General features: G+C 30.2%; 9 protein-coding genes and 1 pseudogene. 7 read left to right on the top strand and 3 right to left on the bottom strand.

What is annotated here, in order from left to right; translation table 11 throughout:
* Positions 1-164: 164 nt before the first annotated feature.
* Both ACMFBB_RS00230 and pheT read right to left on the bottom strand, forming a co-directional pair.
* Complete coding sequence (locus ACMFBB_RS00230) at positions 165-1,199, bottom strand: quinone-dependent dihydroorotate dehydrogenase (RefSeq protein WP_435262467.1); 1,035 nt, start codon at positions 1,197-1,199, stop codon at positions 165-167.
* 86 nt (positions 1,200-1,285) lie between these two features.
* A complete protein-coding gene (pheT, locus tag ACMFBB_RS00225; RefSeq protein WP_435262466.1) occupies positions 1,286-3,712 on the bottom strand; it encodes a phenylalanine--tRNA ligase subunit beta in 2,427 nt (808 codons plus the stop codon).
* 168 nt (positions 3,713-3,880) lie between these two features.
* On the opposite strand from pheT, the gene ACMFBB_RS00220 reads away from it, so the two are divergent.
* The 4 genes and pseudogenes from ACMFBB_RS00220 (at position 3,881) to ACMFBB_RS00205 (ending at position 10,827) form a co-directional block, all read left to right on the top strand.
* Positions 3,881-6,439 carry an endonuclease gene (locus ACMFBB_RS00220; protein ID WP_435262465.1) on the top strand — a complete coding sequence of 853 codons (2,559 nt, stop codon included), beginning with the start codon at positions 3,881-3,883 and terminating at the stop codon, positions 6,437-6,439.
* A gap of 339 nt (positions 6,440-6,778) precedes the next feature.
* Positions 6,779-8,995, top strand: a complete 2,217-nt coding sequence (locus ACMFBB_RS00215; protein ID WP_435262464.1) for a RelA/SpoT family protein — start codon at positions 6,779-6,781, stop codon at positions 8,993-8,995.
* A gap of 73 nt (positions 8,996-9,068) precedes the next feature.
* Positions 9,069-9,518 carry a Fur family transcriptional regulator gene (locus tag ACMFBB_RS00210; protein ID WP_435262463.1) on the top strand — a complete coding sequence of 150 codons (450 nt, stop codon included), beginning with the start codon at positions 9,069-9,071 and terminating at the stop codon, positions 9,516-9,518.
* A 36-nt stretch (positions 9,519-9,554) separates the two neighbouring features.
* Positions 9,555-10,827 (top strand): annotated as a pseudogene (locus ACMFBB_RS00205) (adenylosuccinate synthase).
* Positions 10,828-10,946: 119 nt separating this feature from the next.
* Here the strand turns inward: ACMFBB_RS00205 and ACMFBB_RS00200 are convergent.
* Positions 10,947-12,377, bottom strand: coding sequence for a pyridoxal phosphate-dependent decarboxylase family protein (locus tag ACMFBB_RS00200; protein ID WP_435262462.1), 1,431 nt, complete (start codon positions 12,375-12,377; stop codon positions 10,947-10,949).
* 421 nt (positions 12,378-12,798) lie between these two features.
* Between ACMFBB_RS00200 and ACMFBB_RS00195 the strand changes: the two genes are divergently transcribed.
* Genes ACMFBB_RS00195 through ACMFBB_RS00185 form a run of 3 tightly spaced genes read left to right on the top strand, consistent with a single transcriptional unit; the run spans position 12,799 to position 17,425 of the window.
* The gene (locus ACMFBB_RS00195; protein ID WP_435262461.1) at positions 12,799-14,430 is read left to right on the top strand and encodes an OstA-like protein; all 1,632 of its coding nucleotides are present in this window, start codon (positions 12,799-12,801) and stop codon (positions 14,428-14,430) included.
* 9 nt (positions 14,431-14,439) lie between these two features.
* On the top strand, positions 14,440-15,615 hold the full coding sequence (locus ACMFBB_RS00190) for an aspartate aminotransferase family protein (RefSeq protein WP_435262460.1): 1,176 nt from the start codon (positions 14,440-14,442) through the stop codon (positions 15,613-15,615).
* 37 nt (positions 15,616-15,652) lie between these two features.
* Positions 15,653-17,425 (top strand): AMP-dependent synthetase/ligase, encoded by a 1,773-nt coding sequence (locus tag ACMFBB_RS00185; RefSeq protein WP_435262459.1) that lies wholly within the window; start codon positions 15,653-15,655, stop codon positions 17,423-17,425.
* Positions 17,426-17,448 lie beyond the last annotated feature (23 nt).

Genomic DNA, 17,448 nt, shown 5'->3' with positions numbered 1-17,448 from the left:
CAAGGTAAATCATACTTTTTTTTGAATTAAAAAATGATACTTTAGTATTTAAAGTAAGAATAAACCCTTATTAATTTTTATTAAAATAGTATTTACATTTTAATATTATATATCCCTCATACTAATTAACCATAAGGGTTTATAAAAAAAATAGGTTCTCTATTTTAATACTTTTTTAGAATAGCTTTATTTATTCGCTTAACTAAACTTGGGCCTTCATAAATAAACCCTGTATAAATTTGCACTAAATCAGCTCCTGCTTCAATTTTTTCAAGAGCATCTTTTTCAGAATGAATTCCTCCTACCCCAATAATTGGAAAAGATTTATTTGACTTATCAGCCAAATACTTTATTGTTTTCGTGCTTTTATTTTTAACAGGTTGACCGCTTACACCTCCGTTTCCGATTTCTTTCAATCTCTCTTTTGATGCTTTTAACCCATCTCTATCGATTGACGTGTTAGAAGCTATTACACCATCAATTTTTGTTTCATTAACCAAATCTACTATTTCATCTAACTGATTATTATTTAAATCAGGAGCAATCTTTAATAGAATAGGTCTTTGTATTTTTTCCTTACTATTCAATTTTTGAACTTCAGAAATCAACTCTAACAAATATTCTTTGTCATTCAATTTTGCATGACTTCCAACATTAGGACAGCTAACATTTAATACAAAGTAGTTAACAAAAGGATGCAACTCTTTAAAACAAGTTACATAATCTTCAGTATAATTCTCAGGAGCTGTATCAGTATTTTTACCAATGTTTCCTCCAATTATAATCTTCCCTTTATTCTTTTTTAATTCCTTAATTGCTGATTCTAAACCGTCATTATTAAATCCCATTCTATTAATAATTCCTTGATCATCTTTCAAACGAAACAATCTCTTTTTAGGATTCCCTACTTGTCCTTTGGGAGTTACTGTTCCAATTTCAACAAAACCAAACCCAAAATCAGCCAATTCATTATACAATACTGCATTTTTATCAAAACCAGCAGCTAACCCCACAGGGTTTTTAAATGTTAATCCAAATAAATTTCTTTCTAACTTTTTATCATTAACCTGATATAAACTCCTAAAAAACAAAGACACTAGGGGGATTTTTGATAAAAACCTTACTAATGAAAAAGTAAAGTAATGAATCTTTTCTGGATCAAAAAGAAAAAAAATTGGACGAATAATTAATTTATACATTTATTTTTAATTTAACTCACAACCAACCTTGTATTGATTATTTTTAATTAGGTACAAAAAAACTCCAAGTTAATGGAGTTTTCAAATTATCTTAGTACAGCTTCTAAATTTTTTTCAAATGTTTGCTGTAATTTCTGCATTATTTTATCAATTTGCTTATCTGCTAATGTTTTGTTCTCATCTTGAAGTAAAAAGCTAACCGCATAAGATTTTTTACCTTCAGGTAATTTATCTCCTTCATACACATCAAACAAGTCAACACCTTTCAACAACTTTCTTTCTGATTGAAATGCTAAGTTGTATATTTCCTTAAACTCAACTTTAGCATCTAATAATAAGGCTAAATCTCGTTTTACAGATGGAAATTTAGGTAAGTCAGAAACTTTAAGTTTTTTATTTCCTATTAACTTTAAAACGTTCCCCCAAATAAAATCAGCAAATAATACTTCTTGTTTGATTGAAAATTCTTTTAAAATAGTTCTTTTTACAACTCCTAACTCTACTAATTTTATTTTCCCTACACTTAATACAATACCTTCAGAAAAAATATCCGTCTTTACAGGTGTAGTTTTTAATGAACTTATTCCTAGCCTTCCTAATAAAGAAGTTACAATTCCTTTTAAGTAATAAAAATCCGATAACTGTGAAGCTGTTTTCCAACTATCTTTAGTTCTATTACCAGTAACAAATAAAGTTAAATGTTTATCTTCCTGATAACCACTTTCATATTTGTGATATGTTTTTCCAAACTCATAAAACTTTAATGAGTTTTGCCTTCTGTTTATGTTGTAAGCTACACTCTCTAATCCGCTAAATAATAAAGATTGACGCATCACTTTCAAATCATTACTCAATGGATTTAGCATCTCAACATTGTTATCAATGTTTAAATTTTCAGATAACCCTATGTAACTTTCCTTTGTTAAAGAATTTGCCATAGTTTCATTGAAACCTAATGATGTTAATTGATTAGCTGTAATATTTTCAATTTTAGTTTCTTTATCACTATCAAATGAAATTGATGTATTTAATTTGTGAGAAAACTCAATATTATTATATCCATAAACTCTTAAAATTTCTTCAATAATATCAGCTTCACGCTGAACATCTACCCTATAAGAAGGAATAGTCAATCCTAAACCTGCCTCGGTAGAACTACTGATTTTAATATCTAAAGAAGCTAGGATATTTTTTATTGATTCTTTAGGGATTTCTTGACCTATTAATCGGTAAGTATTCTCGAATGTCAAAAAAACTTGAAAATCTTCTATTTTTTCAGGATAAAAGTCTAAAACATCAGAAGATAGTTTTCCTCCTGCATATTTTTCTATTAACAAAGCAGCACGTTTTAAAGCATATTCGGTCATGTTAATATCTATTCCTCTTTCAAAACGAAAAGAAGCGTCTGTATTTAAAGAATGTCTTTTGGCAGTTTTACGAATAGATACAGGATTAAAATAAGCACTTTCTAAGAAAATACTAGTAGTATGCTCAGTAACTCCAGATTTAACACCTCCAAATACTCCTCCAATACACAAAGGGTTATCATCAATATCACAAATCATAATATCTTCAGAAGATAACTCTCTTTCTACTTCATCTAAAGTAACGAACTTAGTACCTTGCTCTAAGTTTTTAACAACCACTTTATTTCCTTTTATTTTTGAAGTATCAAAAGCATGTAGTGGTTGTCCTAATTCGTGTAAAACATAATTTGTAATATCTACAATGTTATTTTTTGGTGTTAAACCAATTGCTTTTAATCTATTTTGAATCCATTCAGGAGACTCTTTAACTTCTACGTCGGTAATTGTAATACCACAATAACGAGGAACTAACTCTTTATTTTCAACTTCAATATCTATTTTCAAAGTTCGTTCATCAACATGAAAATCGGAAACAGATGGAGATATTAACTCTAAACTTGTTCCTTGTTGAATTAAACCAGCACGCAAGTCTCTAGCAACCCCATAATGACTCATGGCATCTGCTCTATTAGGAGTTAAACCTATTTCAAATACATGGTCTGTTTCAATTTCAAAAACTTCAGCACAAGGAGTACCTACCTTTAAATCTTCATCTAACACCATTATACCATCATGTCCTTTACCTAAACCTAATTCGTCTTCGGCACATATCATTCCATGGCTCTCCTCTCCTCTTATTTTTCCTTTTTTAATTTTAAAACCTTTTCCATTATCATCATATAATGTAGTTCCAATGGTTGCTACAGGTACTTTTTGACCTGCTGCTACATTAGGAGCACCACATACAATTTGAAGAGGTTCATCCCCTCCTAAATCAACAGTAGTTACATTTAACTTATCAGCATTCGGATGCTTCTCGCAAGTTAAAACCTCACCTACAACAACACCTTTTAAGCTTCCTTTAATACTTTCAACTATTTCAATCCCCTCAACTTCAAGACCTAAATCTGTTAATAGCTCTCCCGTACTTTCAGCTTCTTTTTCTACTTGTAAAAATTGTCGTAACCAATTATATGATATCTTCATCTTTTAAATCTCGGATTTAGCATGCAAATTTACATAAATTAAAACAAAAAACCAGCCCCTCCCCCCCATGTTTATATTCACTTAGTTATTAACCATTTAATAACATTGAAGAACATACTTTTTCTTTACTTTGTTCGCGTTTTAAAAAAATAACAAATAGATTTTCACATGAAAAAATTATTACCCTTCTACGCACTGCTATTAACATCAATTGCAGTTTTTTCTCAAATTCCTTCCTATTACAATAACATGAATTTGAACCAAACTGGAACTTCTTTAAAAGATGCTTTAGCAACAAAAATTATTACCACACATACTACAAACTTGACATATACGCCAGGTGTATGGGATGCACTTAAACAAACTGACCTTGATCTTACTAACAATACTAAAGTTCTTTTAATTTACGGCCATAATGATTCTGATGGTAATTATATTACTGATAGAACCAGAAACAAAGACGATAATGGTGGTAGTGCAGGAACTCAATGGAACAGAGAGCATGTATATCCAAAATCACTAGGAAACCCTAACTTAGGTACTTCAGGAGCAGGTGCTGATGTTCATAGTTTAAGACCTGCAGATATTTCTTTTAACTCTCAAAGAAGTAGCAAAAAATTTGCTCAAGGTTCAGGTAACGCTGGAGATTCTTCGGGAGGATGGTACCCAGGAGATGAATGGAAAGGTGATGTTGCTCGAATGATGATGTATATGTATTTAAGATATGGTAATCAATGTTTACCAAAAAATGTAGCTATAGGAAGTACAGCTACATCTGATGCCAACATGATTAATTTACTTTTACAATGGAATGCCGAAGATCCAGTATCTAATTTTGAGAAACAACGAAATCCAATTATTCAAAACTTACAAGGAAATAGAAATCCTTTCATTGACAACCCTGCTTTTGCTACTAAAATTTGGGGAGGTCCACAAGCAGAAGATTTATTTGGAAATGGAAACTCTAACGATACTCAGGTTCCTACTGCTCCAACAAGTTTAAATGCTTCTAACATTACCAAAACAACCGTAAACCTATCTTGGAATCCTGCAACAGATAATACGGGAGTTACTGGGTATGATGTATACCTAAATTCCATAAAGTTAATTTCTGTTACCTCTACAAGCCACCAAGTAACTAGTTTAAAAGCTTCTACTAATTACAGCTTCTATATTAAAGCTAAAGACGCTGCTAACAATATTTCAGAGGCTAGTAATACGATAAATATTACAACTACATCTGCTCCTGTAACAACTGCTGATTTATTGATTTCAGAATATGTTGAAGGCTCTTCTTATAATAAAGCTATTGAACTTGCTAATTTCACTGGAAATACATTGAATTTAAGCAACTATAAACTTAAAAAAGCTTCTAATGGAGGAGGGTGGACTAGTACTCTTTCATTAAGCGGACAATTAGCAAATGGTAAAACCTACGTCATTGCTCATTCAAGTGCTTCGCCATCTGTAAAAAGTAGAGCTCAAAAAACTGACACTAATGTGTTATCATTTAATGGAAACGACGCTATTGGTTTATTTAAGAATAATGTTTTAATTGATTTAATTGGGAATCCAACCAATTCGTCAGCTTTTGCTAAAGATAAAACTTTACAAAGAAAAACATCTATCAAATCACCTAATTCAAACTACACTGTTTCTGAATGGAACAATCTTTCCAAAGACACATTCAATGGTTTGGGGTTGCATTCTATTGATGGCGGAAGTACTCCTGACACTCAAGCTCCCTCTACCCCATCTGGTTTAGCTGGTTCATCTATCACCAAAACATCAGTCAACTTATCTTGGAATGCATCTACAGATAATATTGCAGTTTCTGGCTATGAAGTATATAAAGGAACTACTAAAATAACTACAGTTACATCAACAAACTACAATGTTACTGGATTATCAGCAGCTACAAGCTATAATTTTTATGTAAGAGCCAAAGATGCTGCCAATAACATATCATCTTCAAGTAACACTATCTCAATTAAAACCTTAGCTAATCCTATTAATTACTGCGATTCAAAAGGAAATAATGCTAGTTATGAATTTATAGACAATGTAGCTATTGGTGGGATTTCAAATACTACAGGAAATAATAATGGGTATGCCGATTTTACCAGTAAAATAGGTAATCTTACGTACGGAAATAATACAATTATTGTAAGTGCTGGTTTTTCTAGTTCTTCATACACTGAATTTTGGAAAGTTTGGATTGATTTCAATCAAAATGGAACTTTTGAAAATAGTGAAGAAGTTGTTAGCGGATCTTCTTCTAGCTCTGCAAACTTGACAAGTACTTTTTCTGTACCTTCCTCAGCTTTGGCTGGTAAAACCAGAATGAGAGTTTCCATGAAATGGAATACTACACAATCAGCTTGTGAAAATTTCGCTTATGGAGAAGTAGAAGATTACTCTGTAATCATTGAAAATTCCTCTGCTAGAAATAACAAAAACTCAATTCCTAAAAGTCATAATAAATTAGGGAATGAAGCTCTTTTATTTAATGCTGATATTTATCCCAACCCTACCTCTAAAAATATATCTATTAAAGTAAATGATTTAAGAAAATATAACTTTAAAATAAGCAATGCTGTAGGTCAAATAATTAAACAAGGAAATGTTTCTAAAGCTATTAATGTTTCTAATCTTAATAATGGTATTTATATTATTGAAATAAACGATGGAAATAAATCTATCATTAGAAAGTTTGTTAAAAAATAAAAATCTAATTTAATTGATTTTTAAGGGTAATGGTTTTAACCATTGCCCTTATTTTTTTTAATACTACCTATAAAAATTTACTCCTATGAACTCAAAAAGTTCACTAATTAAATTATTTGAACAAATTTGATTATAGAAAAGGTTAAATACTAAACCATTATTACTCTCCACTAACTAGTAGTTTAATCAACCACACAACTTCAGTTTTTTTTAATTAAAAAACCTAGAAATATTATTAAAACTTCAAGTAGAAGGAACATTTTGAATAAATTCTTGCTCAATAAAATTCTTTATACTATTTTTCATTTTGAAACCTTATAAACATTAAAGTTTAAGTGTATGAGTTATAATGCAACGATAGAAGAGGAAAATAAAGAAATAGCCAGTAGATACAAAGATTTACTTAAAGGAACTTATCAAACACTTTCAGAAGATGATAAAAAACTTATACGTAAGGCCTTTGAAATTTCTGTTGAAGCACATTCTGAACAACGAAGAAAAACAGGAGAACCTTATATTTATCATCCTATAGCTGTTGCTAAAATAGTTGCCTACGAAATTGGACTTGGAGCAACTTCAATTGCTGCTGCTCTACTTCATGATGTTGTGGAAGATACTCACTACACTATTGATGATATGGAGCGCTTATTTGGTGAAAACATTGCTCGTATTGTGAGTGGGTTAACTAAAATATCAAGTTTAAGAAAAGAGCAAGACTACTCTATTCAAGCAGAAAATTTTCGTAAAATGCTGCTTACTCTCCATGATGATGTTCGTGTTATTTTAATTAAAATTGCCGACAGACTCCATAACATGCAAACAATGGACTCTATGCCCCCGCATAAACAGGTAAAAATAGCATCCGAAACTTTATACATATATGCTCCTTTAGCTCATAGACTTGGTTTATACAATATAAAAACAGAACTTGAAGACTTAGGTTTAAAATATACTGAACCTGATGTATATAGTGATATACTTAGTAAAATTGAACATAGTAAAGAAGATCAACAGAAATATATAGATAGTTTTACAACTGTTTTAAAAGAAGCTCTGAATAAAGAAGCTTTTTCTTATGAAATAAAAGGTCGATTTAAGTCTATTTTTTCTATCAGAAGAAAAATGCGCAAACAAAATGTAACTTTTGATGAAGTCTATGATAAGTTTGCCATCAGGATTATTTATGAACCAAAATCTAAAGATGAAAAATTTGATGCTTGGAAAATATACTCTATAGTAACAGATTTCTTTAAACCTAATCCTGCTCGTCTACGTGATTGGATTTCACAACCTAAATCTACTGGATATGAAGCCTTGCATATAACGGTTATAGGCCCTCAAGCTAAATGGGTAGAAGTGCAAATTCGTTCACAAAGAATGGATGAAATAGCTGAAAAAGGATATGCAGCTCACTTTAAATATAAACAAGGTAATGTAAGTGAAAATGGATTAGATGGTTGGTTGAACCGATTAAAAGAAACTTTAGAAAATCAAAGCATAAATGCGGTTGATTTTGTTGAAGATTTTAAATTAAACCTATATGCTAAAGAAATATATGTTTTTACTCCTAATGGAGATTTAAAATCCTTACCTAAAGGTGCTTCAGCTTTAGACTTTGCTTTTTCTGTACATACTGATGTAGGCCTTAAATGTCGTGGTGCTAAAGTAAATGGTAAATTGGTTCCTTTAAGCCACGAATTAAAAAGTGGAGACCAAGTTAAAGTACTTACTGCTGCAATTAACAAACCAAATGTAAGATGGTTAGATTTTGTTTTAACAGCTCGTGCTAGAACTAAAATTAAATCTGCTTTAAAAGCTGAAGAAAAGAAAATAGCTGAAGAAGGAAAAGCAATCTTAATGCGTAAACTTAGACATTTAAAAATAAATACTAATGAAAAAACGATTCATGAGATTGCTAATTATTTTGGACTAAAAACAAGTTTCGATTTATTCTTCAGAGTTGGTAATGGAGCCATAGATAATACGAAACTAAAAGAGTTTTTAGCTCAAAGAAGTGGTCCTTTAATGAGTTTTATTAGGAGTACCTTTAAAAGAAGCCCTGGTAAAAATGTTACAGATAAAGAAGAAGTTACTAGTAACTTTGATTCTTTAGTTTTTGGTAAAGATGAACAAGTACTGGATTATACACTATCTAAATGTTGTACGCCTATACCTGGTGATAAAGTATTTGGATTTGTAACAATCAATGAAGGTATTAAGGTGCATAAAAATGATTGTCCTAACGCAATTTCATTACAATCTAATTATGCTTATAGGATAATGCCTGCTAAATGGATAGATTCTACCCAGCAAGAATTTAAAGCTTCATTAGAGTTTTCTGGTATCGATAAAAAAGGAATTGCTAATAATATCACTCGTATTATTTCTAACACTACAGATGTTTATATATATAGTATAAATATAACTGGTGACGATGGTGTATTTAAAGGAAACTTAACTTTGGGAGTTAAAAATAAAGTTCAATTAAACAAATTAATAGACAGTATAAAAAGAATTGATGGTGTACAAAAAGTAGAACGTGTTAATACTTTGTAAATATCATTTTAACATCATCCTTTTTTTATCAATAAATAAACGTAAATTTGCCCTTTCGTAAAATTCTAATTTAATGAATAACTCTATAGAAAATCAAGAAATTGTAAAAAAAGTATTTACTTCTTACCTAGAAGAAAAAAAACATCGTAAAACGCCTGAGCGTTACGCTATTTTACAAGAAATTTATGATGCTGAAGAACATTTTGATATTGAATCATTATATATCAAAATGAAAAATAAGAACTATAGAGTTAGTAGAGCCACGCTATACAATACAATAGACCTACTATTAGATTGTGGTTTGGTAAGAAAGCATCAGTTTGATGGACAGTCAATGGCTAGATATGAAAAGAGCTATTTTGATAAAAATCATGATCATGTAATTTTAACAGATACTGGTGAAGTAAAAGAATTTTGTGATCCTAGAATACAAATTATCAAAAAAACAATTGAAGAAGTTTTTGATATTGATATTCAAAACCATTCATTATACTTCTACGGAACAAAAAAGAAACCAAATTAACAACAACAAAATAACTTATTAACAATACACAACTAGATGGCAGTAGATTTATTACTCGGATTACAATGGGGAGACGAGGGAAAAGGTAAAATTGTAGATGTACTAACGAAAAACTACGATATTATTGCACGCTTTCAAGGAGGTCCAAACGCTGGGCATACTTTAGAATTTGACGGTATTAAGCATGTTTTAAGAACAATTCCTTCAGGAATTTTTCATGATAAATCAATTAATGTAATTGGTAACGGAGTAGTTATTGATCCTGTAGTTTTTGTACAAGAACTAGACGGATTAAATAAATTTGATATTGATTACAAATCAAAATTGATTATCTCAAGAAAAGCGCACGTTATTTTACCAACTCACCGTTTATTAGATGCTGCTTCTGAAGCTTCTAAAGGAAAGGCTAAAATTGGTTCTACTTTAAAAGGTATTGGTCCGAACATACATGGATAAAACTGGTAGAAATGGTATTAGAATAGGTGATTTAGAACTAGATAATTGGAAAGAAAAATATAGAAGCCTTGCTAACAAACATGAAGCAATGATTAGCTTTTATAATGTTGATGTTCAATATGATTTAAAAGAAATGGAAGCTGAATTCTTTACAGCCGTTGAACGCTTAAAAGAATTACAATTCATTGATAGTGAAGAATATTTAAACAAAGGATTGAAGGAGGGTAAAACTATCTTAGCTGAAGGAGCCCAAGGGTCTTTATTAGACATTGATTTTGGAACATATCCTTTTGTAACATCTTCAAACACAACAGCCTCAGGAGCTTGTACAGGTTTAGGAATTGCTCCTAATAAGATTAAGGAAGTTTTTGGTATTTTCAAAGCATACACTACACGTGTAGGTTCTGGACCATTCCCAACTGAATTATTTGATGAGGTAGGAAGTGAAATGGCTAAAATTGGTCGTGAATTTGGAGCTGTAACTGGTCGTCCTCGTAGATGTGGATGGTTAGATTTAGTTGCATTAAAATATGCTGTTCAAGTAAATGGTGTAACGCAATTAATGATGATGAAAGGAGACGTGCTTTCTGGTTTTGACACTTTAAAAGTATGTACTTCATACAAATATAAAGGTGAAGAAATCTCTCATTTACCATATAACATTGAACCTGAAAACATCGAACCAATTTATACTGAGTTCAAAGGGTGGAATGATGATTTAACTGCAATGACTACCAAAGAAGAATTACCTAAAAATCTATTAGATTATATCGATTTTATTGAGAAAGAAACTGAAGTGCCTATTAAAATAGTATCTGTAGGACCTGATAGAAAACAAACAATTGTAAGATAAAATTAAGAAGAGCTCTAAAAGGGCTCTTTTTTTTTAGTATAATAATGACTTTTTATAAACTCGTGGCAATATTTATAAAGAAGGAATTAAAATAAAAAAAGAGCTTTAAAGCTCCTTTTTTATTTATTACCTAAAATTTCATTTGCAAAAGAATTACACAATAAAAAAGTATCCTCAACATCCTTAAATGTGGTTTTAGGATTTATTAAGCACATTCGTAAAACAACTTGCTTATTTAAAACTGTAGTTACCAATAGAGCCTCCCTAGAATCCATCACCTTTTTAGATATTTTTTGATTTAATTCATCTACCTCTGGTTCTGACAAATCTAATCCAAGTGGGTTGTACCTGAAATTAATAACTGCTAGATTAGCTGGAGATATAATCTCCCAATTTCTGCTTTTACGTAACATTTTTTCAACATCATCCGTCAATTGAATATTGTAAGTAACCGCTTTTTTAAAAGTATCTAAACCATAAGTTTTGATAGACATGTAAAACTTTAAAGCTCTAAAACGTCGTGATAATTGAATTCCATAATCATAAAAATTGATTTCAGATTCATTTCCCTCTATATCACGTAAATACTCAGGTTTTTCACTAAATGTATTACTTAACCATGAAGCGTCTTTTACTAATAAACACCCTATTTCATAAGGTTGATAAAACCATTTATGTGGATCAACTGTTAGTGAATCTGCTCTCTCTATCCCTCGCAAAGCTTTCGCTCCTTTATCAGATAGAATAGCAGCTCCTCCATAAGCACCATCAACGTGCATCCATAATCCTTCTTCTTCACAAATGTCTGCTATGTCATTTAAAGGATCAACTGTTCCTGTATTAGTTGTTCCAGCAGACGCAATATAACAGAAGGGTTGTAATCCTTCTAATCGATCTTTAGCTATCGCATTTTTTAACTTATTAATGCTTATTCTAAACTCTAAATCAGTAGGTAAAACTCTAATTTGTTCTTTCTTAAAGCCCAAAACACGTATAGCTTTAATATTTGAAGAATGGGCTTGATCTGATAAATAAATAACAGCTTTAGAAAAATCATCACCGCATTTAAGACGTCTTGCTGTTACCAAAGCTGTTAAATTAGCCATAGAACCACCACTTGTAAAAATTCCTCCACCTTTCTCTACAGGAAAATTATACATTTTAAGTAACCAATTCATTGTTACTATCTCTAATTCCGCGGCAGCAGGTGAAACCATCCAACCCCCAGAAAAAATATTGAAACCAGTAGCTAAACTATCCGCCATTGTACTAATAAAATTACTAGGTTCAGGTACAAATGAATATGACTTTGGGTGCGAAGTTATAATACTATTTGGTATTACATTATCCATTACAAAATCTAGTACATCTTCAGCAGGCATACCTTTACCAGGTGCTTCCTGCAAAAAAACTGTATCCATTTCTTTTCTAGAAGCACTAACAACAGGCTTTTTACTTTCAAGCGTATCCCAATGTTCAGCTATTAAATCAACTATTTTATATCCATAAGACTTCATTTCTTCTTTTGATAAATCAAAATGAGCACTCATATCATTATATGTTTTTAATTTATTACAAAATTAAAACATTTGACATCCTTAAACACTTTTAATCTTAAAAATTAATCATAAAATTTAAGTATAAAAACTAGTAAATCATCAATAAATTATACTTTTAAAACAGTAAATAGTTAAAAAAATAAAGTTCAAAGTAAGTTTTAACTTCTAAATTATAAAATTCATAAAACAGCAAATAGCAAAACATCTAATAAATGATATTTAATTTTTGTAATTTTTAAATATTACAACACATAAATCATAAAATATGTTTTAAAATGTTTACCGTAAAATCAGTAAAATATTAAAACAAGAAATCAATCATTACAGGAGAGTATTTATTATAAAAACTTTCACTTTTTAAACAACTTTATTCAATGAAGTTTTCCTTATTTTTGCTGAAAACAATTTTATTTTGAAAAAACTATTTATTTTATCATTTCTATTATTAATTTTTAATAGTTTTTCTCAAACAAAAAAAATTAGAATTCTTTCCAGTGAATTTTCCGAAGTTGATGAAAAAAAGTATCCTGGAGCTACTATTTTAATAGGTAATGTTAAAATTGCTCATGAAGGAGCTACTTTAGACTGTAAACAAGCTTTACTTTACAAAAAAGAAAACTTATTTAACGCTATTGGTGAGGTAGTCATTGAACAAGGCGATAGTATTATTCAGTATAGTGATTTTGCTATTTACAATGGAAATACAAAAAAAGCGATTTCTTGGGGAAATGTTGAAATCAATGACAAAGAGATGAAAATGAAAACAGACACTCTTCATTTTGATCGAAAAGACCAGGTATTATTTTACCAAACTGGTGGTACTATAAAAGATAAAAAAAACACCTTAAAAAGTTTAAAAGGAACCTATTTTTTAAAGGAAAAAAAGTTTATAGCTAAATCCAAAGTAACTGTAGTTAATCCTGAAAATTATTTAGAATCTAATCATCTTGATTATTACACTAATACAAGTTTAGCTTACCTATACGGACCTAGCACCATTACTAATTTAAAAGACAGTACCAAAGTATACTCCGAAAGGGGATTTTATGATACAAATACTGAGGTTTCTTATTTTGTTAAAAGAGCTAAATTATTTTTAAAAAACAGAACTATAGAAGCTGACAGTTTATATTACGACAAGAGAAAAGGGTTTGCTTCTGCAACTAACAGAATAAAGATAATTGATACTATACAAAACACTGTTACCAAAGGAAATTACGCTGAATTGTATGAACAAAAAGATTCCATATTTATTATTGATAGAGCTGTAGCAATTACTGAGCAAGAAAAAGACTCTATGTATGTTCATGGAGATAAAATTTTAATAACTGGAAAACCTGAAAAAAGAATAGTTAGAATTTTTAATAATGTAAAAATATTTAAATCTAATTTACAAGGGAAATGTGACTCCATACATACTAGTCAAGTAACTGGTTTAACAAGAATGTTCAAATCTCCAATTTTATGGTCTGGTAAAAGCCAAATTACTGGAGATAGTATTCATTTAGTATCCGACAAAAAAACAAATGAATTAGACTCTTTACGAGTATTACAAAATGCTTTTATCATTCAAAAAGACTCATTAGCAGATGATAATTATAATCAGATAAAAGGAAGAAACATTTTCGGTAAATTTATTGAAAACGACTTAAGAACCATGCTCGTTAAAGGAAATGCAGAATCTTTATATCACAATAGAGATGATAACACTCAAGAACTAGAAACTATTACAAAAGAAATAGCTAGTGATATTGAATTTAAACTAGAAAATAATGAAGTGGTTGAAACCAAATATTTTAAAAAATCGGAAGGCAAAACATTTCCTCCTTCTGAATTCCCTAAAGAAGAAAAAAAGTTTAGAGGCTTTGTATGGCGTGGAGATGAACAACCTCTAGTTATGGAAGATATATTTATCAAAGACAAAGCTTCTGTTTTTCTTAAACCTAAAAGAAACAACAAAGCTGTTATAAAAGCCAAGAGAAAGCTTAAAAAAGAAAATGATAAAAGAAAGTCTTTACCAGAATATGATTTTAAACGGGAATAGTTTTTTTTAATGAAAAAAGATTTTTTAAAGTATCAAGCACAAACAACACCTCACCCATTAGCTATTGAAATTTCACATGCAAATGGAAATTACATTTATGATAATTCAGGAAAAAAACTTCTAGATTTTGTAGCTGGAGTTTCTGCAAATAGCTTAGGGCATAATCATCCAAAGGTAAACAAAGCCATTCAACATCAATTAACACAATATACTCATGTAATGGTATATGGTGAATTTATTCAAAAACCACAGTTAGATCTTTGCATAGCATTAACTAATACATTACCAGAAAACCTTAACTCTGTATATTTAGTAAATTCTGGAACTGAAGCCACTGAAGGCGCTTTAAAACTGGCTAAAAAATTTACTGGTAGAAGTGAAATCATTGCCGCTAAAAATGCTTACCATGGAAATACTCAAGGAGCCATGAGTGTTTGTGGGGCTGAGCAACAAAATCAAGCCTACAGACCTTTATTACCTGGGGTTAAATTTATTGAATACAACAATGAACTTGACATAGATAAAATAACGAAAAATACTGCTGGAGTTATTTTAGAAACTATTCAGGGAGGAGCTGGATTTATTGAGCCCAAAAACAATTATTTAACTAAAGTTAAAAATCGTTGTAAAGAAGTCGGAGCTTTATTGATTTTAGATGAAATTCAAACTGGAATTGGAAGAACCGGAACCTTTTGGGGATTTGAAAATTTTGAGGTGGTTCCTGATATCATTATTACTGGAAAAGGACTAGGAGGTGGAATGCCTATTGGTGCTTTTATTTCTTCAAAAAAAGTAATGAATTGTCTTAAAAACAACCCTAAATTAGGACATATTACTACTTTTGGTGGTCATCCAGTTATTGCTGCAGCTAGCCATGCAACTATCAAAGAAATCACAGAAACTAATCTTGTAAAAGAAACATTAAGGAAAGAAGAATTAATTCGTAATATTTTAGGAAAACACCCTAAAGTAAATAAAATTAGAGGACGTGGCTTAATGTTAGCTTTAATAGTAGATAGTCCTGAACTTGCATCTGAAATAATACTAAACTGTCTTTCTAACGGATTAATTTTATTTTGGTTACTATTTGAAGGAAAGGCTATTAGAATCACCCCTCCACTAACCATAAGTGACAAAGAAATACAAGAAGGATGTAATATCATATTAAATGCGTTAAACAATTAATTATTTTTTTTAGTAGATTTATAGCAAACAAGCCTGTATGCAAAAATCTACATCAGTTCAACGCCTTTTTGATTTCCCATATTATCAACTAAACAAGTATCCTCAAAATAAATGTTTTGCATATAAAACTCTTAATTCATGGAAACCTATTTCAACGCATGAGTATATAGAGCAAGCGAATAAGGTTAGTCGTTCACTACTTAGGTTAGGTATAAAACCGGGTGACAAAATCGCGGTGATTACATCAACAAATCAACCTAAATGGCATATTTTAGATATTGGAATTTTACAGTTAGGAGCTGTTAATGTTCCTTTATACCCTACATTTTCAGAAAATGATTACGGTTATATCTTACAGCACTCCGATAGTGTTTTGTGTTTTGTTTCAGATAACGAGTTATATAAAAAAGTTAAAAAAACACAAAATAAAACTAACTTAAAAAAAGTATATTCTTTTGAAGAACTTACCACTGAAAACGGTTGGAATTCTTTTTTAGAATTAGGAACCAATAAAGAACTTCAACTAGAAGTTGAACATTTAAAGAAAGAAGTTAAACCAACTGATGTAGCTACTATTATATATACATCTGGAACTACAGGGACTCCTAAGGGAGTTATGCTATCTCATACTAATATTGTAAGCAATGTTTTTGCTGTTGGAAACAAAATTAACTTGCATGATAATAAAAAAAGAACCATAAGTTATCTACCAGTGTGTCATATATTTGAAAGAGCCTCTTCCTATTATTGTCAATACATGGGATTTGAAATTTATTTTGCTGAAAGTATTGATAAAATTGGAGATAACTTAAAAGAAGTTAAACCTCATTTCATGGCTGTTGTTCCTAGATTATTAGAGAAGATTTTTGATAAAATTATAGATAGAGGTAGTAAGCTAAAAGGAATAAAAAAACGACTCTTCTTTTGGGCTTTAAAGTTAGGAGAAGCTTACCAACCATACAAACAAAATGGTTGGCTATATGAAAGAAAATTAAAAATAGCTCAAAAAATTATTTTTTCAAAATGGAAAAATGCTTTAGGTGGTCATTTAAAATTTATGATTGCAGGGAGCGCTCCAATGCAATCAAGATTAATAAAAGTATTTACTGCTGCTGGAATACCTGTTTTAGAAGGATATGGGCTAACCGAAACCTCTCCTGCAGTATCGGTTTCTGACTTGCGAAATAATGGTTTTAAAATAGGTACTGTTGGTAAAGTACTTAATGAAGTCACAGTAAAGATAGCTGAAGATGGTGAAATTTTAGTTAAAGGTCCAAATGTAATGCTTGGTTATTATAAAAACATTGAATTAACTAATAATGTCTTAAAAAACAACTTTTTTTATACTGGTGATATTGGAGAATTGGATAGTGGTGGATTCTTAAAAATCACTGATAGAAAAAAAGAAATTTTTAAAACATCCGGAGGAAAATATATTGCACCAGCAGTTCTTGAGAGTGAATTTAAAAAATCTCGTTTTATTGAACAGATAATGGTAATTGGTGAAGGCGAAAAAATGCCCGCTGCACTAATACAAATTTCAAAAGAATTTGTAAGAGAATGGGCTAAAAGACGCAACTATCAAATTTCTAATTTCACTACTGATGAAAAACTTATTGAAAGAATTTCAAAAGAAGTAAATCATTTCAATAAAAAATTTGGAAAATGGGAACAAATAAAGCGTTTTGAAATTACTCCAAATGAATGGACTATTAAAGAAGGCCATTTAACACCAACTCTCAAAATGAGAAGGAAAATTATCTTAGAAAAATACAACTATTTGTATAAAAAAATATATAATCAGCAATAAATCAAACATTAAAGCTTTATTTG

This window comes from Tenacibaculum sp. nBUS_03 (assembly GCF_051201695.1).
Classification (GTDB): Bacteria; Bacteroidota; Bacteroidia; order Flavobacteriales; family Flavobacteriaceae; genus Polaribacter.
The sequence above is the reverse complement of the archived record's forward strand: the minus strand, read 5'-3'. Positions and strand labels throughout refer to the sequence as shown.